The following is a 25868-nucleotide window of genomic DNA, read 5'->3' as shown; positions in this document are numbered from 1 at the left end:
CGGTGGCCGAGGTGATGGCCGAGCTGGCCGCGCTCGACGACCCGAAGATCCGCGCGGTGAACGAGAGGCACGGTGACGACCACGGGGTGAACCTCGGCAGGCTGCGCGCGGTCGCGAAGCGGCTCAAGACGCAGCAGGAACTCGCGTGCCGGCTCTGGGAGACCGGCGACACGGCGGCGCGACTCCTGGCACTCCTGATCTGCCGCCCGAAGGCGTTCGAGCGCGACGAGCTGGACGCCATGCTCCGCCAGGCGCGCACGCCCAAGGTGCACGACTGGCTCGTGAACTACGTGGTGAAGAAGAACCCGCACTCCGAGGAGCTGCGCCGGGCATGGTCCGCCGACCCGGATCCGGTGGTCGCGAGCGCCGGATGGGCGCTGACCACCGAACGCGTGGCGAAGCGGCCCGAGGGGCTCGACCTCACGGGTCTGCTCGACGTCATCGAGGCGGAGATGAAGGGCGCCCCCGACCGCCTGCAGTGGGCGATGAACCACTGCCTGGCCCAGATCGGGATCGACCACGCCGGGCACCGCGACCGTGCGATCGGCATCGGTGAGCGCCTGGAGGTGCTCAAGGACTACCCGACACCGCCGAACTGCACGTCCCCGTACGCGCCCGTCTGGATCTCCGAGATGGTGCGCCGGCAGAACCCCTCCTAGGGCCGCACGCCGGGACGCGGAAGCGCACCTGTCTACGAGGGCGCCCGCGTGCGGAGCGCGATCACGGCGATGTCGTCGGTGTCGGTGGTCGGGAGGCTGCCGAGCAGCGTCTCGCAGAAGTCCGGCAGCGGCCTGCGGACGAGCAGGCGGGCACGGTCGCGGAGGCGCTCGAAGCCTCGCTCCAGGTCCTCGCCGGGGCGTTCGATCAGGCCGTCGGTGTACAGGAGCAGCGTGTGGCCGGGCGGCAGCGGCAGGGTCGCGCTGCGGTAGGGCTCGTCGGCCAGCAGGCCGAGGCCCAGCATCGGGTTGACGGCGTCCTCCAGCATGCGGCACGCGCCGCCGGGGGCGATCAGGATCGGCGGCGGGTGCCCGGCCAGGGCGTAGGTGAGCCGCGCCCCGCCGGGCCCGGACCGGTCGACGCGGACCAGGGCGCAGGTGGCCGTGCCGGCCGGCGTCAGGATGTCCATCGCCAGGTTCAGCCGCCGCAGGATCTCCCCGGGCGGCTCCCGGCGGTCGACGATCAGTCCCCGCAGGATGTTCCTGAGCTGGCTCATCGCGACCGCGGCCGCCAGGTCGTGGCCCGCCACGTCACCGATGGCGAGCATGAGGGCCCCGTCCGGGAGCACGAACGAGTCGTACCAGTCGCCGCCGACCTCGGCGGTGGCGGGGCTCGGCAGGTACCGTGCGACGATCTCGTGGCCGGGCACCTCGGGCGGCTCGGCGAGCAGGCTGTGCTGGAGGGCGATGGCGACCCGGTGGGTGCGGTGGTACTGGACGGCGCTGCTCAGCGCGTCGTGCGTGTGCTCGAACATCTGCCCCATCAGGGCGACGTCGTCGCGGCTGATCGGCTCGCGGTCGGCGCAGGCCGCGGCGGTCACCACCGCCGCCACCGTCCCGTCCACGGTCACCGGCAGCAGGACGACGCTGTTCGCGCCGGCCCTGGCGAGCCAGTCCCTGGTGCCCTCGGGCACCGCGTCCCGCGGCGGCTCCCCGGGAGCGAACGTGAGATGCAGCGGGCGGCGCCGCTCGACCGTCCGGGTGAACCCGCTGCGGGCCCCGAACCGCTCCTCGCCGAAGGGGGGCTGCCTCGGCAGGCCCTCCCTCGCGGCGGTGGCGACACGCTCGGCGACGACCGGAGCGCCGTCCTGGCGATCGGTGAAGGCGGGCAGCAGGTGCACGCCGCAGCCGTCGGCGAGCGCCGGGACGAGCACGTCCGCCAGTGCGCCGAGCATCTCCCGCAGCCCGGTGTGCTCGGCGGCCGCGGCGGCGGCGCGGCCCAGCAGTTCGCGGCGGCGTTCCCGCTGCCAGCGCCGCTCGATGTCGGTGCAGGTCCCGACCCATTCGATCACGGCGCCGTTCTCGTACACCGGGGCGGAATGGACCTCGAAGTGCCGGTAGCCGCCGTGCACCGTGCGGAGCCGGTAGACCGCGTGCCACGGGTCGGCCCGCAGCCGCGCCCGCCGCCACGACCGCCGTGTCGGCTCGCGGTCCTCGGGGTGCAGGGCCCGCAGCCAGCCCTCGCCGCGGAACTCGTCCCACTGCTGCCCGGTCACCCGCTCCCAGCCCGGGCTCGGCTCGATGGGCGCGCCCGCCGGATCCGTCACCCATACGATCTCCGCGCTCACCCGGATCAGGCTCTGGAACCTGTGCAGGGCCCGGCGGTGGTCCTCGGCCGCGCGGTCGGCCCGCAGGGCCGCGGTGACCTGCTCGGTGACGTCCACGGTGACCAGGAGAAGGCCCGGCTCGGCCGCGGAGATCTTGGAGAGGCTGAGGGAGAAGAAGCGCTCCCGGCGGCCGGCGCCCGGATAGGACAGGTGCACCGGGACGTCGGCGAAGGTGACCGGCTCCCCGCTGGCCACCACGCGGTCGAGCAGCTCGAAGTAGTCCCGTTGCAGGAGGTCGTCGAACACCTCCCGGATCGGCCGCCCGAGCGGACGCTCGCCGAAGTAGGCGCGGAAGGCGGCGTTGGCGTAGGTCAGGCGGTGGTCCCGCCCCTGGGTCACGGCCACGCCGACGGGCGCGGGGTCGAACAGCTCCCGCGCCAGCCCGTGGTACTCCTCCTCTCGGGCGTCGTCCATCGTGCCTCCCTGGTGACCTGGCCCTCCGGCCTGCCTACCCACAGGCGGAGTGCGATCACGGGGCGGACGGCCGGGGGACGTCCGGCGTGGTTCGTCCGCGGCCCTGGGGATGAGCCCGCGCCGCCGGTGGGGCGGGGACGCGCCCGACGGACGGCGGGCGGGTTAGCATCACCGGATGTCGCGCACCGTGGCCGGTGAGTTCGTCGCGTTCGGGCCGTCGCACTGGGCGGCGCTCGGCATGTTCGCCGTCGGCTGCGCCGGGCTCGTGCTCATCGGCCGCGCGCAGCGCCCCGGGTCGGGCGCCGGCTTCACCGAGCGGGCGAGGGGCTTCGGCAGGGCGTACGCGCTGGCCGTCGTGTACGTGATGGTCGGCACCCAGGTGAACGCGCTGCTGCCCGGACAGTGGCGCGTCGGCGGGTCGCTGCCGCTGCAGCTGTGCGACCTGGCGTGGCCCGCGGCGGTCGGCGCGCTGTGGACCCTCGGCCGGCGCTGGTTCGCGCTGACGTACTACTGGGGCCTCACCCTGTCGGTGCAGGGCCTGGTCACGCCGGCGCTGAACGGCGCGGACTACCCCGGCATCGACTACCTGGGCTTCTTCGGGATGCACCTGATGATCGTGTGGGCGGCGGTGTACCTGACCTGGGGCCTCGGCATGCGCCCGGACTGGCGCGACTACCGCTTCGCGGTCGCCGCCACCGTGGCGTGGGCCGTCGCCACGTCCCTCTTCAACGCGATCGCCGGGACGAACTACGGGTACCTCAACAAGAAGCCCGGCACGCCCTCGATCCTGGATCTGCTGGGGCCCTGGCCGTGGTACGTCCTGGTCGAAGCCGTGATCATCCTGCTCGGCTGGGCCCTGATCACGTGGCCCTGGACCCGCGTGAGCGGGCGGGCACGGCCGCCGGAACCCTGATGCCCGCCGCCCTCCTGAAGGCGGCGCGCCTACGCGGGGACGCCCCCTTCTGCTCCGCCGCCCTCTAGCAGCGTCACGGTTCCGCGGTCGCCGTCGACCCGGACCCGGTCGCCGGTGCGGAGCACGCGGGTGGCGCCCTGGGTGTTGACCACGCAGGGCAGGCCGTACTCGCGGGCGACGACGGCGCCATGGGACACCGAGCTGCCGATGTCGGTGACGAGCGCCGCGATCAGGGTGAAGTAGGGGGTCCAGCCGACGTCGGTGACGGGCGCGACCAGGACCTCACCGGGCCGCAGTTCCCGGGCCTCCGCGATCGTGGCCGCGACCCGGACGGTCCCCTCGACGGCGCCGCCGCACGCGGGACGGCCGACGATCACGCCGTCCCCGGTCCCCTCCGGGGGCTCCGGCCGGATCGGGACGGGCTTGCCGACGCTGACGTCCGGGAACTCGAGCCGGGCCTGGAAGGGGAGCGCCGCCCGGCGCGCCTCGGCGCGGCCGACCAGGTCCCCGGCGCGGCCGGCGTCCAGGAGGGCCGGCAGCTCGGACCGGTCGAAGAAGAACACCAGGTCGGCGTCGGGCAGCCGCCCCGCTTCGGCCAGCCGCTCGCCCAGCAGGCGGTAGCCGCGGCCGAGCCGGTGCGCGACCAGGACCATCCGCGACTTGGTGGCCTCGCGTCCGCGCGCCCCGGCCCGCGCGAGGCGCGCCATCGCCCGCACCGCCCGGGAGGCGCCCTCCCGCGGCGACGGGTCCGCCCGGACGGCGCCGCCGGTGAGGAGGCGCGCCCGCAGCATGGCCTGCATGATCGTGCCGAGACCTCCGGGGTCGTCCCCCCACGACGGGTCGCGCATGCACAGCTCCCGGTAGCCCCGGTGGCCGTGGCGCCGCAGGAACGCGTCGAACGCCGCACCGGTGGGCCCGCCGGCTCCGGTCAGCCGGGCCACGGCCTCGGCGGCGTCCGCGCCGAGGAACGCCTCGGCCTCCGCCGCGTCCGCGGCCAGCCGGCCGACCACGTCGTCCAGCTGCTCCAGCATGACGGCGCTCTCGACGTTCGCGGCGCCGGCCATCAGCGCGGCGGCCCGGGACCGGCCCTCGTCCTCGCTCCGGCCGGCGCGGACCGCTTCGCGCACCACCGCCTGCTCCAGCACGTTGGCGGCGACGGCGGAGCGCGCGGAGGAGCGGACGTGGGCGAGCGCGGCCGCGTTGTAGAGCCCGACCGCGGCGTCGAGCTCGGTGAGCAGCGCCGCCGGCTCCGCCGCGGACGGCGCCTCGAAGCGCGCCAGGCCGCGGTCCAGGCGGCGGATCGCCCGTCCCGCCGAGAGCGCGAACGCCGTCAGCCGGACGGTGTTGACGAGGCGCCGGGCGAACGGCTTCGGCGGCTTCGGGACCAGCTCGTCCACGACCCGGCCCGCGATCGAGAGCGAGTACTGCTCCAGCGAGTTGCCCAGGATCCCCGAGCTCAGGGCCGTGCCCTCGGTCATGTTGAGGAACAGGTGGCCGGAGAAGTAGCCGAGTTGCAGCCAGCGGTCCTCCCGGTAGGAGTCCTGGAATCCGGCGACGACCTGGACCGTCTGCATCGCGTACTCGATCGCCTGCCCGCTGACGGACGCCGTGAGGGGGCAGAAGGCGCCGGGCATCATCTCGCCGATGTTGCACCGGGTGTAGACGTGGTCGTCGCCGGCCACCGCGCTGTCCATCTCGTCCAGGGCCCCGGGCAGGGTGGTGATCGGCCGCGCCTGGAGCCAGCGGATCCCGCCGGTCCGGTCGATCGCCCATTCGAGGTCCAGGGGTGCGCCCCACCGCGCCTCCGCGGCCCGGGCGCCGGCCGCGACCGCCGCTACCTCGTCGTCGGCGAGTGCCGGACGCGGCGCGGCCCGGCGGTCCGCGATCCGCCCGGCGCGGTCGACCTCGTAGTGGTCGGAGCTCGCGGAGCCGCCGACCAGCGACTCGCCCAGGCCGGGAACCGCGTCGACCACGCACAGGTCGCGCCGGCCGCTCGCCGGATCCGCGGTGAACACGACGCCGGCGGCGCGCGCGTCGACCATCTCCTGGACGACGAGGTGCATCGCGCCGGAGGTCCCGGCGGCCGCCCGGTAGGCGGTCGCGCGCTCCGAGGACGCGGACGCGGTGCAATGCCGGATCGCGGCGAGGAGCCCGTCGTAGCCGTCCACGCCCAGGACCGACTCGTACTGGCCGGCGAAGGAGTTCTCGGCGCCGTCCTCGCCCGAGGCGGAGGAGCGCACCGCGACCGCCCTGTCCGGGCCGGCCAGCCGGGCGTAGCGCGCTCCGAGCCCGGCGGGGAGGGCGTCGGCGTCGGCGTTCGCGATGACGAACGCGGCCGGCACCGGGAATCCGGCGGCGGCGAGCCGCGCGAGGCCGAGGGCCTTGCCGCCGTACCTCGCGTCGATGACGTCCGACAACTCGACGAGCTCGCTCCCGGGCTGCTGCACGGCAGTTACGTTACACTGTGCTCGGAAATGAGCAACCCCACCGGAAGACCCCGTGACGCCCGCATCGACGACGCCGTCCTAAGCGCCGCCGCCGAGCTGCTGGCGGAGGTCGGCTACGCCGATCTGACCGTGGCCGCCATCGCCGACCGCGCGGGCACGTCCCGGCCCGCGGTCTACCGGCGCTGGCCCGGCAAGGCCCACCTCGTCCACGAGGCGGTCTTCCGGGACGGCGTCACCGCCGGCGCGCCCCGGACGGGCTCGTTCGCCGCAGACCTGCGCGAACTGGTGCGGCGGACCGCGGAACTCCTGACCACCCCCCTGGCCCGGCTCGCCGTGCCCGGGCTGATAGCCGAAGCCGCGACCGACCCGGTCGTCCACCGGCGCCTTCTGGAGCGGTTCTCCGCCGGGGGATGGCGCGGACTCGACGCCACCCTCGCCGCGGCCGTCGAGAGCGGTGAACTCGACGCCGAGGTCGACGCCCTCGTGATCCTGGAGATGGTCATCGGCTCCGCGCTCGCCGCGACGCTGACCAGGGGCCCCGACGGCCTCACGCCGGACTGGGTCGACAAGACGGCCCGCATCCTCCTCGACGGCGTGCGGCCAGCGGACTACGGGGCGGCGCCCTGACGGCCTCCGGCCCGCCCGAAGGCCGAGCCCGGACCGGGTGCGCGGGTCACGCGGCCGGCTCCGCCGTTCCCCGCAGTTCGGCGGCGAGGGCGGCGATCGTCTCCGGCGGATGGGTCGAGCCGGGGAAGTAGGCGCAGATGCGCTCGGCCACGTCACCGAACCGGCTCTTGATCTCCGCGGCGCACTCGGCCGGTGTCCCGACGACCGCCAGGGTCCGCATCATCGTGTCGTCGATCAGGCCGATCATCCGCATGATGTCGCCGGTCTTCGACAGCGCGTTCAACTCGGGTTGCAGGTCGCCCCAGCCCTCGATGTCCAGGACGGGCCTGTACGCCGGAGTCGAGCCGTAGAACGCCAGCAGCCCCTTCACACCGAAGGCGGCGGCCTCGATCTCGGCTGGGGAGCCGCCCGTCGCGACGATCGCCTGCGGGTACAGGTCGATCCGCTCGCGGTCCGCCAGCTTCAGGCCCTCGGCCACGGCCGGGAGCGTGCGCTCGCGGAAATGCCGGCGGCTGTGGAACGGCATCACCAGCAGCCCGTCGGCGACCTCGGCCGCGGTCCGGGTCATCACCGGGCCCAGCGCGCCGAGCAGGACCGGCGGCACGCCGTACGGGTTGGGGCCGGGGACGAACGCCGCGGGCATCAGGGTGTGCTTGGTGAACTCGCCGCGGAAGTCGAGCCGGGCGCCGTCCTGCCAGGAGTTCAGGATGGCCTTCACCGCGAGCACGGTCTCGCGCATCCGGGCCGCCGGCCTGCTCCAGGTCGAGCCGTAGCGGTTCTCGATGTGCGGCCTGATCTGCGAGCCCAGCCCGAGCCGGAACCGCCCCTTGCTCAGCAGTTGCAGGTCATAGGCCGTGTTGGCCAGGTGCATCGGGCTGCGCGGGAGCGCGATCGCGACGTTGGTCATCAGGTCGGTCGGCGGCACGTCCGACGAGCCGGCCGCGACGCTCAGCGGCAGGAACACGTCGTGCGGGCCCTCGAACGTGAACAGGCCGTCCACTCCGGCGGCGATCAGCGTGCGGGCGCGCTCTGCCGCCTCGTCCGGCCGTCCGTCCAGTTGCACATCGAGCTTCACTGGCCGATCTCCATTCCGCGCGGCGCCGCGTGTCCCTCGACGAGGGGCGGGGGTCCCGCACGAGCTTCCCATCCCGGGCGCCCGCCGGAAACCTCCGGCCTTCCCGCTCCGCGCGGCGGGACGCGACCCGCGCCCGGACCGTTCTACGGCAGGCGGGCCGGCGCGCGCGCCCCAGACGGAACCTCCTGCTCGGCCGCGCGGGCGATGCCCCGGCACATGCCCCCGAAGATCCGTCCGTGGAACGGCCGGAACGCCCACCAGTACGCGTGACCGGCCAGGCCCCTCGGGTGGAACAGCGCCCGCTGCGTGACGAGCGCGCCGGAACCGTCCCGCCGCACGCCGAACTCCAGCCAGGCGAGCCCGGGAAGCCGCATCTCCGCCCGCAACCGCAGCAGCCGGCCCGGCTCGATCTCCTCCACCCGCCAGAAGTCCACGGCCTCCCCGACGCGCAGGCGGTCCGGGTCGCGGCGGCCGCGCCGCAGCCCGACGCCGCCCACCAGCCGGTCCAGGACGCCGCGGATCCGCCAGGCGACCGGGAAGGAGTACCAGCCGTGCTCCCCGCCGATCCCCTCGATCACCTCCCACGCCTTCTCCGCCGGCGCGCCGGACCGGCAGGCGCGCTCGTCGGTGTAGAGGCTGCCGCCCGCCCAGTCCGGGTCGGTGGGCAGCGGGTCGCCGGGCGCGCCCGGGGTGCCGGCCGACGACCAGCGCGTGGCGACGTCGGCGTCGCGCACCCGGCGCAGCGCCAACGCCACCGCGCGGTCGAAACCGACCGGTCCGGCGGACGGCGGTGGGATGTACCCGTCGATGTCGTGCTCGGCGCAGACCACCTCGTTGCGCAGCGACTCGACGAGCGGGCGCGCGAGGGAGCCGGGGACGGGCGTGATGGCCCCCACCCACAAGCTCGACAACCGCGGGCTCAGCACCGGAACCGGCACGACGATCCGGTGCCGGAGCCCGGCGACGGCGGCGTAGCGGTGCATCATGCCGACGTAGGTGAGCACGTCGGGTCCGCCGATGTCGAACCCGCGGTTCACCTCGGCGGGCAGGGCGGCGGCGCCGACCAGGTAGTGCAGCACGTCCTGGATCGCGATCGGCTGGATGCGCGAGTGCACCCACCGCGGCGTGACCATCACCGGCAGCCGCTCGGTGAGGTAGCGCAGCATCTCGAACGACGCCGAGCCCGACCCGATGATCACCGCGGCGCGCAGCCACGCCGTCGGCACCCCGCTGCGGAGCAGGATCTCGCCGACCTCGGCGCGCGAGCGCAGATGCGGCGACAGGTCTTCCTCGGGGTCCATCCCGCCGAGATAGACCAGCCGGCCGACCCCGGAGTCCCGCGCCGCGCCGCCGAAGGTGCGGGCCGCCCGCCGGTCGGTCTCGGCGAAACCGCCCGCGGCGCCGATCGCATGGATCAAGTAGTAGGCGACGTCCACCCCGTGCAGGGCGCGCCGCGTGGATTCGGGGTCGGTGGCGTCGGCCTCCGCGATCTCCACACGATCGGCCCACGGATGGTCGCGCAGCCGCCGGGCCGAGCGGGCCATGCAGCGCACCCGGTAGCCGGCGTCCAGCAGCGCGGGCACGAGCCGGCCGCCGATATAGCCGCTGGCGCCCGTCACCAGGCAGACGCTCCCGCCCCGCCCGTGCAGCGACTTGATCATGATTACCCCTGGTCAGGGCCCTACCCGGCGCCGCGCGCCATAAGCGTTGACCGATTCCTGCGGGTTCTGTGGCGAGGAAGCGGTGGGGCGTTCCGCGGCCCGTCCGGAGGGCCGTCGTGCGCGGAGTGTTCCGGTTGAGGTCAGCGGGGCATTCGGAGTCAGGAAGAACTATCTCTTCGGAGGCCATGGCGTGACGGAACCGACTCAAGGCGAAGGCAGGGCGCGGGACGTGCTCGATCCGGTGCTGCGCTTCGCTCCGTGTGCGGTTCTGACCGTCGCCCCGTCCGGGGGCATCGACCGGGCCAACGACGCGGCGCGGCTGCTGCTGGGCGTCCCGCCGGGTGGATCGGCGTCCGCCGCCGTCCCGGAATGGCTGGCCGACGCCCAGCGGTCGATCGACGATCGGGGCGGCCTGGGAGGGACGGACGCCGGAGGGCGGCCCGCGGGTGCGTTCGCCCGCGGGCGGATCGGCGACCGCGTGGTCGAGGCGCATCCGGTGCCGGAGAACGGGAGCAGGGGCCCGGCGAACCCGGAGACGGTCTGGTGGCTGGTCGATGTCACCGAGCGGGAGCGCATGGCGTTCCTGATCGAGACGTCCGAGGAGCTGCCGGCGTCGCTCAACCTGGAGCGGTGCATGGAGGTGACCGCGCGGCTGGCCGCCCGGCACCTGGCCGACGCGGCCGTGGTGATCGCCCCGCGTTCCGCGCGGGGCCATCCCGTCGCCTACTGCGGGCCCGGCGGGACGGTCGACCACCGGGTGCTGCTCATCGACCCGGCCGAGGTCGAGGGCCTGGCCGACGCGCTGCGGGGCTTCCCTCCGGTGCCCCCGCGCCGGATCGATCCGCGCACCGCGCCCGCCTGGCTCACGCGCCCGGCGCGGGGAACGCCGGCCGCGATCGTGGTCGTCGCGCTGCCCGGCCATGGCGTCCCGGCCGGGGCACTGGTGCTGCTGAGCCGGGCGGGCCGGGACGCGGTCCCGGCGGGGGAGGAGGAGCTGACCGTCCGCCTCTTCGCCGGCCGGGCCGGCGCGACGCTGTCGGCCGCACGCCTCTACGCCGAGCAGGCGGCCATCACCGCGACCCTGATGCGCGACCTGCTGCCGCCCAGCACGCACGAACTGGACGAGGTGGAGCTGGCGGCGCGGTACCGGCCGTCCCGCGCCGAGGACCAGGTCGGAGGCGACTTCTACGACGTCTTCCCCGCCGGCACGGCCGATGCGGAGGCCGAGTCCCTGGTGGTGCTGGGGGACGTGTGCGGCAAGGGCCTGGAGGCCGCGGTCCTGACCGGGAAGATCCGCACCACGCTGCGGGCCCTGCTGCCGATGGCGGACGACCACCGGCGCCTCCTGGAACTGCTCAACGGCGCGCTGCTGCACGGCGACTCGACGAGGTTCGTCACGCTGGTGCTGGCCTCGGCGCGCCGCCGGGGCGCGCAGGTGCGGATGCGGCTCACCAGCGCCGGTCACGCTCCCCCTCTGGTCGTCCGGGTCGGCGGGGCGGTCGAGGCGGCCCGGACCGGCGGCTCGCTGATCGGCGTGCTCGACGACATCGACTCGACGACCGCCGAGGTGACGCTCGACGCCGGGGACACCTGCCTGCTGTACACCGACGGCATCACCGAGGCCGTCGGCGGGCCGCTCGGCGACGAGATGTTCGGTGACGAGCGGCTGCGCGCCGAGCTGGGCGGATGCGGCGGCATGCCCCCGGAGGCGCTGGTGGAGCGGGTGCACATGCTCGCCGCCGAATGGGTCGGGGCCGGCCGGCGCGACGACATGGCGGTGATCGCGATCACCGCGCCGGGACGCGTCCGGGCCGGCGCGGACAGGGCGGCCCGGGAACCGGAAGGGGGCGCCGCATGACCCGCTCGGCTCGGCCGTCCGCCGCGAAGGGGAGGACGGGCGTCCAGACGGACGGGCTCTGGGAGGCCGTCACCACCGGGGACGAGTTCGCCGCCACCGACATCGTGATGGCGGCCCTGGACGACGGCATGGACCCCGAGGACCTGCTGCTGGACGTCATCGCCCCCCTCCAGGCCCGGGTGGGGCGCGAGTGGGCGGCCAACCGGATCACCGTCGCGCAGGAGCACAGCGCCACCGCCGTCAACGAGCGCGTGATCGGCGCCGTCGCGCACCACCCGGCCGTCCGGCGGCGGGCGCGGGCCGCGGAGCGGCCCGGCCGCATCGCGGTGGCCTGCATCGACGGCGAGTGGCACGCCCTGCCGGCCCGGCTCCTGGCCGAGGTGCTGCGGCTGCGCGGCTGGCGGGTCGACTACCTCGGCGCCCAGGTGCCGACCCCGCATCTGATCTCCCATCTGCACGAGACCGGCCCCGCCGCGGTGGCGCTGTCGTCCTCGATCGCCACCCGGCTCCCGGCCGCGCACGCGGCCATCACCGCCTGCCAGTCGACCGGCACCCCGGTCATGGTCGGCGGCGCCGCCTACGGTCCCGACGGCCGCTACGCCGCCCTGCTGGGCGCGGACGCGTGGGCGCCCGACGCCCGCGCCGCCGCCGACCGGCTGGCGCGCGGCCCGCTGCCCGAGCCGCGTCCCCACCGGGTCGCCGACGACCTGCCGCACCTGGCCGACCGGACCTACGCCCACGTCACACGGACGACTCCCCAGCTGGTCCGGCACGTGCTGAGCGGGTTGCGGTCGCGGATCCCGGCGATGGCGGGCTACACCGATGAACAGCGGAACCGGACGGCCGAGGACATCTCCCACATCGTCGAGTTCTTCGGCACGGCCCTGTACCTGGACGACCCCGAACTGTTCACCGCGTTCATGACGTGGACCGCCGACATCCTGACCGCTCGCGACGTGCCCGCGCAGTTCCTCCTGCCGGTACTGGACCTGCTCCTGGAGCAGCTCACCGACTATCCGCGCGCCGCTGACCTGCTGTCACGCGCCCGTACCGTCGTCCAAGAGCATCTCTCGGGCACGCGCCCCGGCGGCCCCGGCGGAGCGCAGAAAGGGGACTCGCAGGGATAGGGCCCGAAGGGCGCCGAACGCCCCCTTTCTCAAGGTTCGTGGCGGCGCGGCTCACAGGAAGAGTGCCGCCAAGCGGGGGAGGTGCCGCCTGGTCTCGTCGTCGTCCTCGACGTCCCAGTCCGCGCCCGCGGGTGTCTCGGGGCGCCGCATCGAGCGCACCGCGGTCTCCATCGCCGTGTCGAACGACGCCGTCTCGCCCATGACGCGGTGGTAGGCGTCCATGGGCGCGTAGTGCAGGGCCTCGCAGCCGATCCAGCCGCCTTCCTCGCGGCTCATCCGGGCCACCGTCGGCAGGGCCGCGAGCGAGTCGGGGTCGGCGACGGCACGGGTGAACACCTCGCGTCCCAGCAGGACGAGCCCGGCGCGGAAGTCCATGAAGCCGTCGTCGCCGCAGCCGCCCTCGACGAGGTAGGCGGCGTTCCAGAGCGGACGCCGGTAGGCCGAGTCGGTCACGCGCGTCAGCCGGACGTCGAAGTCGATGATCCGGGGGCCGTCCAGCTCGGCCAGGCGGTCGGTCAGGATCGGGACCAGCGGGTCGTCGGGGAAGTCGCGGTCGTCGGCGCGGTCGCCGGCCAGGGCCCGCGCCCCCTCGATCAGCTCCCACCACGCGCGCTCGTCCATCCGGTCCCCCGTATCTCGGTTTCTTCGGCCGGGAGACAGCATCGCGTACCGGTCCGACAATCGGGACGACGTGCTGGGGGCTCGCGCCGACCCGCTCGTTCAGCCGCCGCGAACCGCAAAAAGGGTCCCGCGCGCCGAAGATGCTCGGGGACGTCGGCCTGGTGCGTACGCACTAGGACGCGTGAGCGGCTCGTCCGGGCGCACCAGGTGGAGACGGTGGCGGGGGACGATGCCCGGCGGGGCGCCGGCGGGGAGTGTTGGAGACGCGCGAGTTTCCGCGCATTTCCCCTTTCCCGGCATCATCTGGAGTGATCAACAAGATGGCGACATTTCTCTACCGGATCGGACGGTGGGCCTTCCGGCGGCGCCGGCTCGTGCTCGGTCTCTGGCTGGGCGCCCTGGTGCTGGCCGGGGTCGCCGCCGCCATGGCGCCGGCCGGGCAGGAGGAGGACCTCTCCATGCCCGGCACCGAGTCGCAGAAGGCGTTCGACCTGCTGGACGAGCGCTTCCCGCAGAGCAACTCCCAGGGGGCCGAGGCCCGCCTGGTGTTCCAGGCCCCGGACGGGCAGCGGGTGACGGCCGCGGGGAACAAGGCGGCCGTCCAGGACGCCCTCGGCTCGCTGGACGGCGGCCAGGTCGCGTCGGCCACCGACCCCTACGAGACCGGCGCCGTCAGCGAGGACGGCACCATCGCCTACTCGACGATCGGCTATAGCGCGGACGCAGTCGACCTCACCGACGCCACGAAGACCGCCCTTCAGGACGCCGCGGGCCAGGCCCGGGACGCGGGGCTGACCGTGGAGATCGGCGGCTCGGCCCTGGAATCGGAGGAGGCGCCGGGCGGGACCACGGAGATCATCGGCGTGGCGGTGGCCGCGGTGGTGCTGGTCGTCGCCCTGGGATCGCTGGTCGCGGCCGGACTGTCGCTGCTGACCGCCTTCGTGGGCGTGGCCATCGCCTTCGGCCTCGTCTCCGCGCTGGCCGTACCGCTGGGCCTGACGTCCACCGTCGCCATCCTCTCCCTGATGCTGGGGCTGGCGGTCGGCATCGACTACGCGCTCTTCATCACCTCCCGGTTCCGCGACGAGCTCGCCCGGGGCAGCGCTCCGCAGGAGGCCGCCGGCCGGGCGGTGGGCACCGCCGGATCCGCCGTCGTCTTCGCCGGCGCGACCGTCTTCATCGCCCTGGTCGGGCTGGGGGTCGTCGGAATCCCCGAACTCACCAAGATGGGCATGGGCGGCGCGGGCGCCGTGGCGCTCGCGGTGCTCGTCGCGCTGACCCTGGTCCCCGCGCTGCTCGGCTTCGCGGGACGGCGGATCCTGTCCCGCGCCGTCCGCAGGGCCGCCCGTCCGGGAGCCGAGCGACCGCCGGCCGCCGCCGGCCGGGCCGGGCTCGGCGCCCGCTGGGCGCGGTTCGTGCTGCGCCGGCCGCTGGCCGTGCTGCTGGTCGCCGGAATCGGTCTCGGCGCCGTCGCCCTGCCGGCCCTGAAACTCGAACTCGGCCTGCCCGGAGACGAGTCCAAGTCGGTGGAGACCACCGAGCGCCGTGCCTACGACCTGCTGTCGGAAGGCTTCGGCCCCGGCTTCAACGGCCCGTTGACCGTGGTGGTGGACATGTCGGAGTCCGCGGACACCCGGGCCGCCGCGGACCGGGTCGTCGAGACCGTACGGGGCGTGGACGGGATCGCGTCGGTCGGTGACCCGGTTCTCAACCAGGCCGGGGACACGGCCGTCCTCACCGCCGTCCCGCGGACCGCGCCGAACAGCGGCGAGACCAAGGACCTGGTGCACGAGCTCCGGGGCGCGGTCTCCGGCGTCGAGGCCGGCACGGGCGCAGCCGTCCTCGTGACCGGCGCCACCGCGATGAACATCGACATCTCCGAAGCCATGTCCGACGCCCTCGTCCCCTATCTGACCGTGGTCATCGGCCTGGCGGTGCTCCTGCTGATGGTGGTCTTCCGCTCGATCCTGGTCCCGGTCAAGGCCGCGCTCGGCTTCCTGCTGTCGGTGGGCGCCGCCTTCGGCGTCCTCGTCGCCGTCTTCCAGTGGGGCTGGGCGGCGGACCTGATCGGCATCGAGCAGACCGGACCGGTCATGTCGCTGATGCCGATCCTCATCATCGGGATCGTGTTCGGCCTCGCCATGGACTACGAGGTCTTCCTCCTCAGCCGGATGCGCGAGGCCCACGTCCGCGGCGCGTCCCCCGGCGAGGCGATCGTCGTGGGCTTCCGGCACAGCGGACGCGTGGTGGCCGCGGCGGCGATCATCATGATCAGCGTGTTCGCCGGATTCATCGGGATGAGCAGCCCGACCATCCAGACGATGGGGGTCGGCCTGGCCGCCGCCGTCGCCTTCGACGCGTTCGTCGTCCGGATGGCGATCGTCCCCGCGGTCCTGGCCCTGCTCGGTCATCGGGCCTGGTGGCTGCCTCGTATCCTGAACCGTGTGCTGCCGAATGTGGACATCGAGGGGGAGCGGCTGAGCGGGCCCGTCCCGGCCTCCGCGACCGAGCCGGACGCGGCGGTGCCGCTGCTCCACGGCGGCGGGCGCTGATCCGGCCATGACGAACACGGGCGGCGGCGGGCCGCGACCGCGCGGCATGTGGCGGGAGGCGGCGATCACGGCGATCGCGTTCGCGCTCTGCCTGCTCGGGGGCGTGATGCGGGTCGACGACACGCTGTCGCCGCCGCCCGCCGCCGCCTACTTCATCGCCGTGGCGTCCTGCGCCGTGCTGCCGCTGCGGCACCGGGCGCCCCTGGCCGCCATGGCGGCCACGACCGCGTGCGGCGTGCTGGTGGCGCCCCTGGGCCTGCTGATGACCCCGCTCATCGTGGCCCCCGCCGTGATCACCGCCTACACGCTCGCCGTGCGGACCGAGCGGCGCACGGTGACCGCGGTGTCGCTCACGTCCGCGGCGCTGCTGGTCGCGTCCACCCCCCTGTTCGGGGACTTCTCGTGGAAGGACGCGAGCAGGATGGCGGCGGTGGCGGCGTTCCCCCTGATCGCGGGCGTGCTCGGCCACTCGACGCAGAACCGGCGGGCCTACCTCGCGGCGGTGGAGGAGCGGGCCCAGCGGGCCGAGGAGAGCCGGGACCTCGAGGCGCGCCGCAGAGTGGCCGAGGAGCGGCTGCGCATCGCCCGGGAACTCCACGACCTCGTCGCCCACCAGATCACCCTGGCCAACGCGCAGGCCACGGTCGCCGCCCACCTCTTCGACTCCCGCCCGGAGCAGACCCGCAAGAGCCTGGGGGAGCTCGTCGAGACCACCGGCGACGCGCTCGACGAACTGCGGGCCACGGTCGGTCTGCTGCGGCAGTCCGGGGACGCGGCCGCGCCCGCCGAACCGGCGCCGGGGCTGTCCCGGCTGCCCACGCTCCTGGAGTCCTTCCGCCGCGCGGGCCTGGAGGTCTCGGTGCAGCGGGAGGGCGCGTCCAGGCCGCTGCCGCCGGGGGTGGACCTCACCGCGTACCGCATCGTCCAGGAGGCTCTGACCAACGTGACCAAGCATGCCGGCACCGGTAGCGCCCGGGTGGGCCTCACCTGGAACCGCGACCGCGTGACCATCACCGTCGCCGACGACGGAGGGGGCGCCCGTACCGCGTCGGCCGCGCCGTCCCCGGCCGCAGCGTCCCAGGCGCAGGATCGTCCGCCCGGTTACGGCCTGATCGGCATGCGGGAGCGCGCCGCCGCCGTCGGGGGGCGCCTCTCCGCGGGCAGGCGGCCGGAGGGCGGCTTCCTCGTCTCGGCCGAGCTGCCCTTCCCGCCCGCCAAGGACGCGGCGCGGGAGACCGGCGGAGCGGTGGCCGCCGAGGGCCGGACGCCCGGCGGAGAGGCCGGGGGCGCGCCGTGACGGTCCGGGTGCTGCTCGCCGACGACCAGGCCCTGCTGCGCGGCGCCTTCCGGATGCTGCTCGACACCGCCGACGACATCACCGTGGTCGGCGAGGCCGCCGACGGCAGGGAGGCCGTGGAACTCACCCGGGAGCTGTCCCCGGACGTGGTGATCATGGACATCCGGATGCCCGAGGTGGACGGCCTCACCGCCACGTCGGAGATCTGCGCGGACCCGGAGCTGCGCGCCACCCGCATCCTGATCCTCACCACGTACGAGACCGACGAGTACGTCGCCCAGGCGCTGCGCGCGGGGGCCAGCGGCTTCATCGGCAAGGGCATCGGGGCCGCGGACCTGCTGGGCGCCGTGCGCACGGTCGCCGACGGCGACACCCTTCTGTCCCCTGCCGCGACCCGCTCCCTGGTCGCCCGTTTCCTGGCCACACCGGACGACGACGCCCCGCCGCACCGCCCCGAGGAGCTCGCCGCGCTCACCCCGCGCGAACGCGAGATGGTGGCCCTGGTCGCGACCGGCCTGTCCAACCAGGAGATCGCCGAGCGGATGTTCCTCAGCCCCTTCACCGTCCGCGCCCACGTGCAGCGCGCCATGATGAAACTGGAGGCCCGCGACCGGGCGCAACTCGTCGTCATCGCCTACCGGACGGGCCTGGCCCACGCCGACCCCGGCCCGCCGCCGTAGCCCGGCCTGTGGCCGTCGACCCGGCGGGTCCCGGCGGACCCGGTCACGTCGGCAGTTCGGCGCCCGCCTGCTCGCGCACCATGTAGTCGGCGTACCAGCCCGGCCAGTCCGGGTCCTCGGCGCCGGTGCGCGCCTCGTGCGCGCCGTGCGCGTCCGCGGCGCGGCGCAGCGCGGCCGCCAGGTCGGCGGTGGACGAGAACGCGGTGACCGCCGGGTCCAGCCGTCCGGGGAGCCGGGTGGTGATCTCTTGCAGGACCCAGCCGTTGCCGTCCGGGTCGCCGAAGGACAGGAACGAGCCGTAGCTGCCGCGCTGCGGGGCCGGCCCCGGCACCCGGGCTTCCGCGCCCGCGTGGTGGAAGACGCCGCCGGCGTCGTGGAACACCTCGCCCGGCTCGGCGCCGAGCCGCTCCAGCTCCTTGCGCGCGGCGTCGATGTCGTTCACGATCAGGTGCAGTCCCTCAGCCGTGCCCGGCGCCTGGGCGGTGACCGACGTTCCGAAGATGACCGACGCCGGCGAGCCGGGCGGAGTCACCTGCACCACCCGGAAGTCCTTCCCGGTGGCGACGTCGGCGTCCAGCCGCCAGCCCAGCCCCGTGTAGAAGTCCTTGGCGCGGTCGACGTCCGAGACCGGCACGACGACCACTTCGAGTTTCATGTCCATGACCCGCGCCTCCCAGCGCTCGTACGGAGTTCCCGACACCCCCATGCCTTCCCGGCGGGCGCCCCGGGCGAGCCGGGAAGCCCCACTGGTCCGCGAGGACCAGGGAGGACCACGGGTGCGAGCGGCCGCCCGTCCGGCCGACACTGGTCCCGTCGGCGAACGAGGGGGCGGGACATGCGGCGCGAGTACCTGGTGACGATGACCACGCGGGTGCCGGACGGGACGCCGTCGCACGACGTGGACGGCATGCGGGCCCGGGAGGCCGCGAACACCCGGCGGCTGGCCGAGCAGGGGCGGGTGGCGCGCCTGTGGCGTCCGCCGCTGGGGCCGGGCGAATGGCGCACCCTCGGGCTGTTCACCGCCGCCGGCCCCGGCGACCTCGAGCGGACGCTCGCCGCCATGCCGCTGCGCGTCTGGCGGACCGACGAGGTCACCGCGCTCGGCCCGCACCCCAACGACCCCGGGCCCGGCGAGGTGCCGCTCGCCGCCGACGGCGGGGAGTACCTGGTCACCTTCGTCCTCGGCGTGCCGGACACCGCGAGCGCGGCGGCCCGCGACGAGGCGTTCGCCCGTGAGGCCGTCCGCGCCCGCGAACTGGCCGCCGAAGGGCACCTGGCCCGCCTGTGGACGCTGCCGGGCCGGGGGCGCAACCTGGGCCTCTTCCAGGCCGCCGGAGCCGCGCGGATCGCGGAGATGCTGCGATCGCTTCCGCTGGCCGACTGGCTCACCATGGAGACGGTGCCGCTGACGCGTCACCCCAGCGACCCGGCGAGCGCGGCGCCGTAGACGGATCCCGCGACGCGCCGGCGGATCACGAGCCCTGGTGGACGACGGCGAGGGCGTACGCTCGACCGTCTAGAACAGCACGGTGCGGCCCGACATCGGCTCCGCCGCGTCGGGGGCCCGCGGACGTCCCGACCGCGACGGCCGTCATCCGAGGCAGCCGAGCGAGCCGTCAGCCGGCCGGACGCACCGTCGCGCGGAGTTCGGTGTACGAGTCGAGCGCGTAGGCGCCGCCGCTGCGCCCGAGGCCGCTGGACCTGGTGCCGCCGAAGGGGAGGTCCCCCCGCCGGGCGCAGGTGTTGATGCCGACCTGTGCGGCGGCCAGCCGGGCGGCCACGCGGTGCGCCGCGTCGAGGTCGCGCGAGTAGACCTGGTCGGTCAGCCCGTAGCGCGTCGAGTTGGCGACGGCGACGGCTTCGTCGTCCGAGGACACCGGGGTGACGCAGACGACCGGGCCGAACGCCTCCTCCTGCATGACCGCCGTCTCCGGGCCGACGCCCGTCACGAGGGTGGCGGGGTGGAAGTAGCCGCGGTCCGGGACGCCCGCCGCGGTGTGCACCGTCCCGCCCTCGGCGCGGGCGCCCGCCACCAGCGCGGCGACGCGGTCGCGCTGGACCTCGCTGATCAGCGGGACGGTCGTCGTCGCGGGGTCGCGCGGGTCGCCGTGCACGAGGCCGCCCAGCGCGGTGCGCAGCCGCCCGACGACCTCGTCGTGCAGCGAGGCGTCCACGATGACGCGGGCGGGCGTCACGCAGATCTGCCCGGAGTGGACCGTCCACGCCCGCGTCGCGCCGGCGACGACGGCGTCGAGGTCGGCGTCGGCCCGCACGACGAGCGCGCCCTTGCCGCCGAGTTCGAGGAGGAGCCGCTTCATGCCGGGCGCCGCCGACCGGTAGATCTCGGTGCCGACCGCCGTGCTGCCGGTGAAGCTGATCGCACCGACCCCGGGGTGGTCGACCAGCGCGGCGCCGGGCTCGGCGCCCGCGCCCGTCACCAGGTTGACCGCGCCCGCCGGCGCGCCCTCGGCCCGCAGCGCCTCGTTGAGCGCCTCGGTGAGCGCGATGACGAGCAGCGGGTCCTGCGGGGCGGGCTTCATCACCACGGTGTTGCCGGCGAACAGGGCGGGCGCGACCTTCGCGACCATCGCGAGCAGCGGGAAGTTGTAGGGGCTGATGCAGCCGACCACGCCGACGGGCGTGCGCGTCACCGTTCCCGCGAGGCCGGACGCCACGGGCTCCGCCGGGACGGTGAGCAGGTCGGCCGGCAGGGTGGACCAGTGCCGGAGCCGGGCCAGCGCCGCGTCCACCTGGGTCTGCTCGGCGACGGCGCGGCGGGCGCCCGTGTCGGAGATGGCCAGGTCGACGAGTTCGCCGCGCCGGGCTTCGAGCAGTTCGCCGGCGCGGCCGAGCACGCGGCGGCGGGTCTCGACCGGGGTCGCGGCCCAGGCGTCGCGCGCGCCGGCGGCCGCGGCGACGGCGGCGTCGGCCGCGGTGCGGCCGCCGTCGGCGACCGCGGCGATGACCCGCTCGGTGTAGGGGTCGGTGACGTCGTACGCCGCGGAGCCGCTCAGCGTGTCACCGGCGATCGAGTGGTGGTGGACGGTCGTGGTCACGAGGTGCTCCCGAATCGGAGGAAGCCGCGGTCGATGCGGCCGTCGCGGAGGTCGTCGACGAGCTGCGCCGCGCCCTCCAGGGGCACGACCGCCGAGACGAGCGGGGTCAGGTCGAGTTCGCCGCGGAGGACGCGCTGGGCGAGGTCGGGGAGCTTGCGGTGCGGGTCGACCGAGCCCATGCGGCAGCCGAGCAGCGACTTGTCGTGGAAGAGGTCGCGCACCTCGAGGCCGAGGGTCCCGCCGGTCGGCGGCAGCCCGAGCACGACGACCCGTCCGCCCCCCGCGAGGGACTTGACCGCGGCGTTGAGGACTCCGGTATGGCCCGTGCACTCGAACGCGGCGTCCACCCCGCCCGGCACGAGCGCCCGCACGGCCGGGGCGGTCTCCGCCGGGTCGCCTGGAACGAGGAAGTCGGTCGCCCCGCACGTGCGGGCGATCTTCTCCTTCGCCGGGTTGCGGTCGACGACCACGATGCGCTCCGCGCCGGCCGCCCCGGCGGCGAGGACCGCGTTCAGGCCGATCCCGCCTGCGCCGGTGACGAGCACGGACTCGCCGGCCCGGAGCCGGGCGCGGTCCTCCACGGCGCCGAACGCGGTGACCGTGGCGCACCCGAGCATGGCGGCGACCGGGTCGGAGATCTCCGCGGGCATCGCGATGACCTGCTCCCGGGCCACCACGATCCGCTCGGCGAAGGCGCCGACCTTGACGAACTGGTGCACGACGCCGCCGTCGCGGGAGAACGGGCTGGCGACGGGCCGGGTGGACGCGGCGCAGAGGGCCGGCCGGCCCTCGCGGCAGCGCCGGCACTCGCCGCACCGGCGCAGGACGGTGAGCACGACCCGCCGCCCCACGGGCACGTCGGCGCCGGGGCCCGCCGCGGCGACCGTGCCGACGGCCTCGTGGCCGAGGATGACCGGCGTGGGCTGGGGGATGCGGCCCTCCATCGGGCTGACGTCGCTGTGGCACAGGCCGGCCATGGCGATGTCGACGGCGACCTCGCCCGGGCCCGGCGGGCGGACCTCGATGGTCGAGTCGACGTGGAGACCTGTTCCGTCCCAGACCAGTGCGCGCACGGACACCTTCCTCGTGATCGTTCTATTCAGTCGAACCAGCCTTTACTGAATGAAATCTATCGCCGCGTGACCGGTGCCACAAGACGAGGCCCGGGGACGCCGCTTCCAGCAAAGGTCCAGTTCGCGCCGCTCGTTCACCGCGCGGGCGGCGCGACGCCCTCCCGTACCTCACGGCGCAGCAGCTTCCCCGCCGCCGACCGCGGAAGCGCCTCCGTGAACGCCCAACTGCGGGGGATCTTGTAGCCGGCGATGCGGGCGCGGAGTTCGGCGTCCAGCGACGCGGCGACCTCGTCGCGGGTGCCGGAGCGGTCGACGACCACGACCGCGTGCACGCTCTCGCCCCACTTCTCGTCCGGCCGTCCGACGACGCACGCGTCGGCCACCCCCGGGAGCTCCAGCAGCGCGTGCTCGATCTCCGCCGGATAGATGTTCACGCCCCCGCTGATGATCAGGTCGGCCGACCGGTCCGAGAGGTAGAGGTAGCCGTCCTCGTCGAGCCGGCCGAGGTCGCCGAGCGTGACGTGCCCGTCCAGGCGGGACGCGGCCGTCTTCTCGGGGTCGCCGAGGTAGACGAACGCGAGCTCCTCGTTCTTGAAGTACACGGTACCCACCTGGCCGGCCGGCACCTCGTTGCGGTCCTCGTCCAGGATCCGCAGGCTCACGTGGGGCAGCGGGCGCCCGACGCTGCCGACATGGGTGAGCCACTCCTCCGACGTGATCACCGTGGCCGCCCCCTCGGTGCCGCCGTAGAGTTCGACCAGCACGGGCCCGAGCCAGTCGATCATGGCCTGCTTGACGTGCGGCGGGCACGGCGCGGCGGTGTGCACGATGGACCGGATGCTCCCCACCCGGAGCGCGGCGCGCTCGTCCTCGGGCAGGGCGACGAGCTCCTGCATCATCAGCGGGACGAGGTAGAGCCACGTCACGCCGTGCTCGGCGATCGCGTCGAGCACCCGCTCGCGGTTCCACCGATCCAGCAGCACCACCCGGTGACCGACGTCGAGCGCCTGGTCGGCGTAGGCGAGCGGCGAGGCGTGGTACATCGGGGCCAGCCCGAGGAACACGCCGTCCTCGTGGTCCGCGCCGTAGCGGCGGGCCCGGGCCAGGGCGGCGCCGGCGGCCTCGGCCGGGCTGATCCCGCGCAGCGGACGCCGCACGCCCTTGGGGCGGCCGGTCGTGCCGGAGGTGTAGAGCATCCGGTTCCCGGCCGCCTGGTCGCGCGGGGGCGTCGCGGCCGCCGCGGCGACGGGGCCGGTCAGGCGCGCCGCGCAGCCCTCCGGCGCGACCGCGAGGACGACGACCGCCTCGGCCGGCAGGCCGGCCTCCGCGGCGGCCCGCTCGGCGAGCCCGGCGAACGGATCCGCGGTGAAGAGGACCTTCGCCCCGGAGTCCCGCAGTACATAGGCGATCTCCGGCGCCGTCAGGTGCCAGTTGACGGGGGTGAGGTGGAGCGGGAGCTGCGCCGCGCCGCGGACCACCGCCATCAACTGGTAGGAGTTCGGCAGCAGGCAGGCGACGGTGTCCCCGGGGGCGAGTCCGCGGTCCCAGAGGAAGTTGCCGATCCGGTTGGCGTCGTCCCGCATCTCGCCGTAGCCGACCCGCCGGCCGTCGGTGTCGACGACGGCGACCCGTGTCGGGTCGCTGCCCGCGTACTCGTAGAAGCTGCGCACCATGGGCCTCCCGTAGTGTTCTTCAGTCGCGCGCGAGGACGAGGACGGACGAAGCCGTGAACATCCCGCCGTACCCGAGGACGGCGCTCGTGCTCACGCCGGGCACCTGGGCCGCGGCCTCGTGGCGCAGCTGGCGGACGGACTCCTGGATGGCGAACATGCCGTACATCCCGGTGTGGGTGTAGGCCAGGCCGCCTCCGTTGGTGTTGAGCGGGAGGGAGCCGCCCGGAGACGTCTCGCCCGCGGCGACCATCTCGGCCGCCCCGCCCGCCGGCGCCAGCCCGAGGCACTCGAGCCCGATCAGCGGCAGGTGCGCGAACGCGTCGTACACCATGGCGTGGCCGATCTCGGACCGCCCGATCCGCGCCTCCGCGAAGGCGTCGCGGGCGGCGCGCCGGGCCGCGGAGTCGCCGGCGGGGTCGGGCGCCTGGGCCACCAGCAGGGGATCGGAACCCTCCCCGGTGCCGAGCACCTTCACGGCCCGCCGGAGCTGCCCGGCCGTGGCGTGCTCGGACGCGGTGACGACGAGTCCGCCGCCGCCGTCGGTCAGCATGCAGATCATCGGGACGGTGAACGGCCACGCGAGGGCCGGCGCCGCCAGCACGTCGCCGACGGTCATCAGGTCCCGCCGCCCGGCCCGCGGTACCCGTGAGGACCAGCGGCGCTGTGCGACGACGACCTGCGCGAGGGCCGTCTCGTCGAGACCGACGCCGTGGAGGTAGCGCAGGGCGGGGAGGGTGAAACGGGTGTACGGCGGCCGGGCGCCGTAGGGCTCCTCGAACTGCCCGGTCCACGACTGCGGGTCCCGGGGCCGCGGCACGGCGCCGGTCCGCGACCGGCCGGACTCGCCGTGGGTGACCAGCACCCGGGTGGCGTGCCCCGCGGCGATCGCCGCCGCGGCGTGGCGGACGTGCATCAGGAAGGAGCAGCCGCCGACATTGGTGGAGTCGATCCAGCGTGGCGAGATCCCGAGCGCGTGGGCGACGCCGTGCGGGGAGTAGGCGCCGGCGACGCCGTCGATCTGGCCCGGCTCCAGGTCCGCGTCGGCGAGCGCTCGCAGGCCGCCCTCGACGTTCAGCCCCAGCACGGACTGGCCCGGGTTGCGGCCGAGCACGTCGGTCTCCGCCGCGCCGATGATGATCGCGCCCATCACGCTCCCTCCGGTCGGGCCGGTCGAGCCGGTCGGGCCGGTCGAGCCGGTCGGGCCGGTGCTGCCGGTGCGAACACCGGCAGGTTCACGTCCCCGCGTTCGAGCCAGCGGAGCTCAAGGTCCATGCCGAGGGGGAGGGCGGCCGGGTCGGCGGGCACGTCCACGACGCGGGTGGTCATCCGGACGCCTTCCTCAAGCTCCACGATGGCCAGGACGAAGGGGGCCTCGTCGGCGAAGGCCGGCTCGGGCCGGTGCACCACGACGTAGGACGACAGCCGGCCGCGCCCGGAGCAGGGGGTCCAGGTCAGGGCCGTCGAACCGCAGGCGCAGACCGCCCGCGGGTGCTGGGTGCCGGCGCCGCAGCCGTCGCAGCGGTGGCGGACCAGCTCGCGCCGCCGGGTCGCCTCCCAGTAGGGCCGCGTCTCGGGTGTCGGCCGCGGGACCGGTTTGGGCTCGCCGCTCATCGGGCCGCCCGCGGGCGCAGCACCAGTTCGCCGCGGTCGACGACGGTGCGCCCGCCGACCGAGGTCGTGTGCGCCCAGGCGGCCTCCCCGGTCTGCCAGGCGCGGACCGTGAGCCTGTCGCCCGGGGTGACCGGTGCGCGGAACCGCCCGGAGTACGACGCCACCCGGCCGAGCGGGTCGGCGTGACCGGCCGCCTCCAGCTCCCGGAGCAGGACCCGGGCGGTGACGCCCCAGGTGCAGAGCCCGTGCAGGATCGGCTTCCCGAATCCGGCGCGCATCGCGAACGCGGGGTCGCTGTGCAGGGGATTGCGGTCGCCGCACAGGCGGTAGAGGAGGGCCTGGGCCGGGTCCGTCGGCGTCTCGGCGACGAGGTCGGGTCCGCGGTCCGGCACCGGGTCGCCCTCCGTGCCGCGCTCCGGCTCGCCCCAGCCCTGGCCGCGCAGGAAGAGCGACGTCACGGCGGAGAACATCTCGGTCCCCGTGGCGCGGTCCGTGCCGGTGGCCTCGATCTCCAGCAGCGCCCCGGAGCCCTTGTCGGTGATGCGCGCCACGGTCGAGACGACCTCGGCCTCGCCGGCGACGGGCAGCGGGCCGGGGAGGTCGATCCGCTGCGCGCCGTGGACGGCGGCGTGGGCGGGCCAGCCGCCGAGCCGGCCGCGAAGCGGCTTGCTGCCGCCGGCGAGCAGCGCGGCGTACGTCGGCGGCATCCGCTGGGCCACGCCCTCGGAGTTCTCGGTGACGAGGTCGAGCTGGTCGGGGCCTGCGCCCAGCGCCAGCGAGTAGAGGAGCGCGTCGTCCGGCGTCCACGCCCGGGTGTGCGGCGCCGAGCGGGCGCCCACCGAAGTGCGGTCGAGCATCGG

General features: G+C 75.0%; 21 protein-coding genes. 9 read left to right on the top strand and 12 right to left on the bottom strand.

The window, feature by feature from the left end:
* The first annotated feature begins 14 nt into the window (after positions 1-14).
* A complete protein-coding gene (locus ACA511_RS14875; RefSeq protein WP_375025589.1) occupies positions 15-659 on the top strand; it encodes a DNA alkylation repair protein in 645 nt (214 codons plus the stop codon).
* Between the two features lie 32 nt (positions 660-691).
* Here the strand turns inward: ACA511_RS14875 and ACA511_RS14870 are convergent, their stop codons facing one another.
* Entirely contained in the window at positions 692-2737 is a 2046-nt protein-coding gene (locus ACA511_RS14870) for a SpoIIE family protein phosphatase (RefSeq protein ID WP_375024881.1), read from the bottom strand.
* Between the two features lie 175 nt (positions 2738-2912).
* Here ACA511_RS14870 and ACA511_RS14865 point away from each other — a divergent pair, with 175 nt between their 5' ends.
* Positions 2913-3650: a TIGR02206 family membrane protein gene (locus tag ACA511_RS14865; RefSeq protein WP_375024880.1), complete on the top strand. Its 738-nt coding sequence runs from the start codon at positions 2913-2915 to the stop codon at positions 3648-3650.
* A gap of 29 nt (positions 3651-3679) precedes the next feature.
* Here ACA511_RS14865 and ACA511_RS14860 read toward each other — a convergent pair whose 3' ends face one another.
* Positions 3680-6097: a PEP/pyruvate-binding domain-containing protein gene (locus tag ACA511_RS14860; protein WP_375024879.1), complete on the bottom strand. Its 2418-nt coding sequence runs from the start codon at positions 6095-6097 to the stop codon at positions 3680-3682.
* A gap of 27 nt (positions 6098-6124) precedes the next feature.
* Here ACA511_RS14860 and ACA511_RS14855 point away from each other — a divergent pair, with 27 nt between their 5' ends.
* Positions 6125-6724 carry a TetR/AcrR family transcriptional regulator gene (locus tag ACA511_RS14855; protein WP_375024878.1) on the top strand — a complete coding sequence of 200 codons (600 nt, stop codon included), beginning with the start codon at positions 6125-6127 and terminating at the stop codon, positions 6722-6724.
* A 46-nt stretch (positions 6725-6770) separates the two neighbouring features.
* Here ACA511_RS14855 and ACA511_RS14850 read toward each other — a convergent pair whose 3' ends face one another.
* Both ACA511_RS14850 and ACA511_RS14845 read right to left on the bottom strand, forming a co-directional pair.
* Positions 6771-7799: a TIGR03617 family F420-dependent LLM class oxidoreductase gene (locus ACA511_RS14850; protein WP_375024877.1), complete on the bottom strand. Its 1029-nt coding sequence runs from the start codon at positions 7797-7799 to the stop codon at positions 6771-6773.
* A gap of 143 nt (positions 7800-7942) precedes the next feature.
* Positions 7943-9460 (bottom strand): SDR family oxidoreductase, encoded by a 1518-nt coding sequence (locus ACA511_RS14845; RefSeq protein WP_375024876.1) that lies wholly within the window; start codon positions 9458-9460, stop codon positions 7943-7945.
* Between the two features lie 190 nt (positions 9461-9650).
* Here ACA511_RS14845 and ACA511_RS14840 point away from each other — a divergent pair, with 190 nt between their 5' ends.
* Entirely contained in the window at positions 9651-11318 is a 1668-nt protein-coding gene (locus ACA511_RS14840; RefSeq protein WP_375024875.1) for a PP2C family protein-serine/threonine phosphatase, read from the top strand.
* On the top strand, positions 11315-12445 hold the full coding sequence (locus tag ACA511_RS14835; protein ID WP_375024874.1) for a B12-binding domain-containing protein: 1131 nt from the start codon (positions 11315-11317) through the stop codon (positions 12443-12445). The genes ACA511_RS14840 and ACA511_RS14835 overlap by 4 nt, the downstream gene beginning before the upstream one ends.
* A 51-nt stretch (positions 12446-12496) precedes the next feature.
* Here ACA511_RS14835 and ACA511_RS14830 read toward each other — a convergent pair whose 3' ends face one another.
* The gene (locus ACA511_RS14830) at positions 12497-13066 is read right to left on the bottom strand and encodes a DUF4240 domain-containing protein (protein ID WP_375024873.1); all 570 of its coding nucleotides are present in this window, start codon (positions 13064-13066) and stop codon (positions 12497-12499) included.
* A 320-nt stretch (positions 13067-13386) separates the two neighbouring features.
* Here ACA511_RS14830 and ACA511_RS14825 point away from each other — a divergent pair, with 320 nt between their 5' ends.
* The 3 genes from ACA511_RS14825 to ACA511_RS14815 are packed head-to-tail and all read left to right on the top strand — an operon-like array spanning position 13387 to position 17595.
* Complete coding sequence (locus ACA511_RS14825; protein ID WP_375024872.1) at positions 13387-15618, top strand: MMPL family transporter; 2232 nt, start codon at positions 13387-13389, stop codon at positions 15616-15618.
* Between the two features lie 7 nt (positions 15619-15625).
* Positions 15626-16915, top strand: coding sequence for a sensor histidine kinase (locus ACA511_RS14820; RefSeq protein WP_375024871.1), 1290 nt, complete (start codon positions 15626-15628; stop codon positions 16913-16915).
* Positions 16912-17595: a response regulator gene (locus ACA511_RS14815; protein WP_375024870.1), complete on the top strand. Its 684-nt coding sequence runs from the start codon at positions 16912-16914 to the stop codon at positions 17593-17595. The genes ACA511_RS14820 and ACA511_RS14815 overlap by 4 nt, the downstream gene beginning before the upstream one ends.
* 43 nt (positions 17596-17638) lie before the next feature.
* Here the strand turns inward: ACA511_RS14815 and ACA511_RS14810 are convergent, their stop codons facing one another.
* Positions 17639-18295: a VOC family protein gene (locus ACA511_RS14810; RefSeq protein ID WP_375024868.1), complete on the bottom strand. Its 657-nt coding sequence runs from the start codon at positions 18293-18295 to the stop codon at positions 17639-17641.
* Positions 18296-18430: 135 nt separating this feature from the next.
* Here ACA511_RS14810 and ACA511_RS14805 point away from each other — a divergent pair, with 135 nt between their 5' ends.
* Entirely contained in the window at positions 18431-19042 is a 612-nt protein-coding gene (locus tag ACA511_RS14805) for a muconolactone Delta-isomerase family protein (RefSeq protein ID WP_375024867.1), read from the top strand.
* Positions 19043-19211: 169 nt separating this feature from the next.
* On the opposite strand, the gene ACA511_RS14800 is transcribed toward ACA511_RS14805, so the two are convergent.
* The 6 genes from ACA511_RS14800 to ACA511_RS14775 all read right to left on the bottom strand — a co-directional run bounded on the left by ACA511_RS14800 (position 19212) and on the right by ACA511_RS14775 (position 25865).
* Positions 19212-20651, bottom strand: a complete 1440-nt coding sequence (locus tag ACA511_RS14800) for an aldehyde dehydrogenase family protein (RefSeq protein WP_375024866.1) — start codon at positions 20649-20651, stop codon at positions 19212-19214.
* Complete coding sequence (locus ACA511_RS14795) at positions 20648-21724, bottom strand: zinc-binding dehydrogenase (protein WP_375024865.1); 1077 nt, start codon at positions 21722-21724, stop codon at positions 20648-20650. Before ACA511_RS14795 ends, ACA511_RS14800 begins: the two co-directional genes overlap by 4 nt.
* 134 nt (positions 21725-21858) lie before the next feature.
* Entirely contained in the window at positions 21859-23397 is a 1539-nt protein-coding gene (locus ACA511_RS14790) for an AMP-binding protein (RefSeq protein ID WP_375024863.1), read from the bottom strand.
* A gap of 19 nt (positions 23398-23416) precedes the next feature.
* Entirely contained in the window at positions 23417-24544 is a 1128-nt protein-coding gene (locus tag ACA511_RS14785) for a thiolase (protein ID WP_375024862.1), read from the bottom strand.
* Complete coding sequence (locus ACA511_RS14780) at positions 24544-25008, bottom strand: Zn-ribbon domain-containing OB-fold protein (RefSeq protein WP_375024861.1); 465 nt, start codon at positions 25006-25008, stop codon at positions 24544-24546. The genes ACA511_RS14785 and ACA511_RS14780 overlap by 1 nt, the downstream gene beginning before the upstream one ends.
* Positions 25005-25865 carry a MaoC/PaaZ C-terminal domain-containing protein gene (locus ACA511_RS14775; RefSeq protein WP_375024860.1) on the bottom strand — a complete coding sequence of 287 codons (861 nt, stop codon included), beginning with the start codon at positions 25863-25865 and terminating at the stop codon, positions 25005-25007. The genes ACA511_RS14780 and ACA511_RS14775 overlap by 4 nt, the downstream gene beginning before the upstream one ends.
* Positions 25866-25868: the final 3 nt, after the last annotated feature.

This window comes from Actinomadura sp. GTD37 (assembly GCF_041951365.1).
Taxonomy (GTDB): domain Bacteria; phylum Actinomycetota; class Actinomycetes; order Streptosporangiales; family Streptosporangiaceae; genus Spirillospora.
Note: the sequence above shows the minus strand (reverse complement) of the source record. Positions and strands in the feature narration are given on the sequence as shown.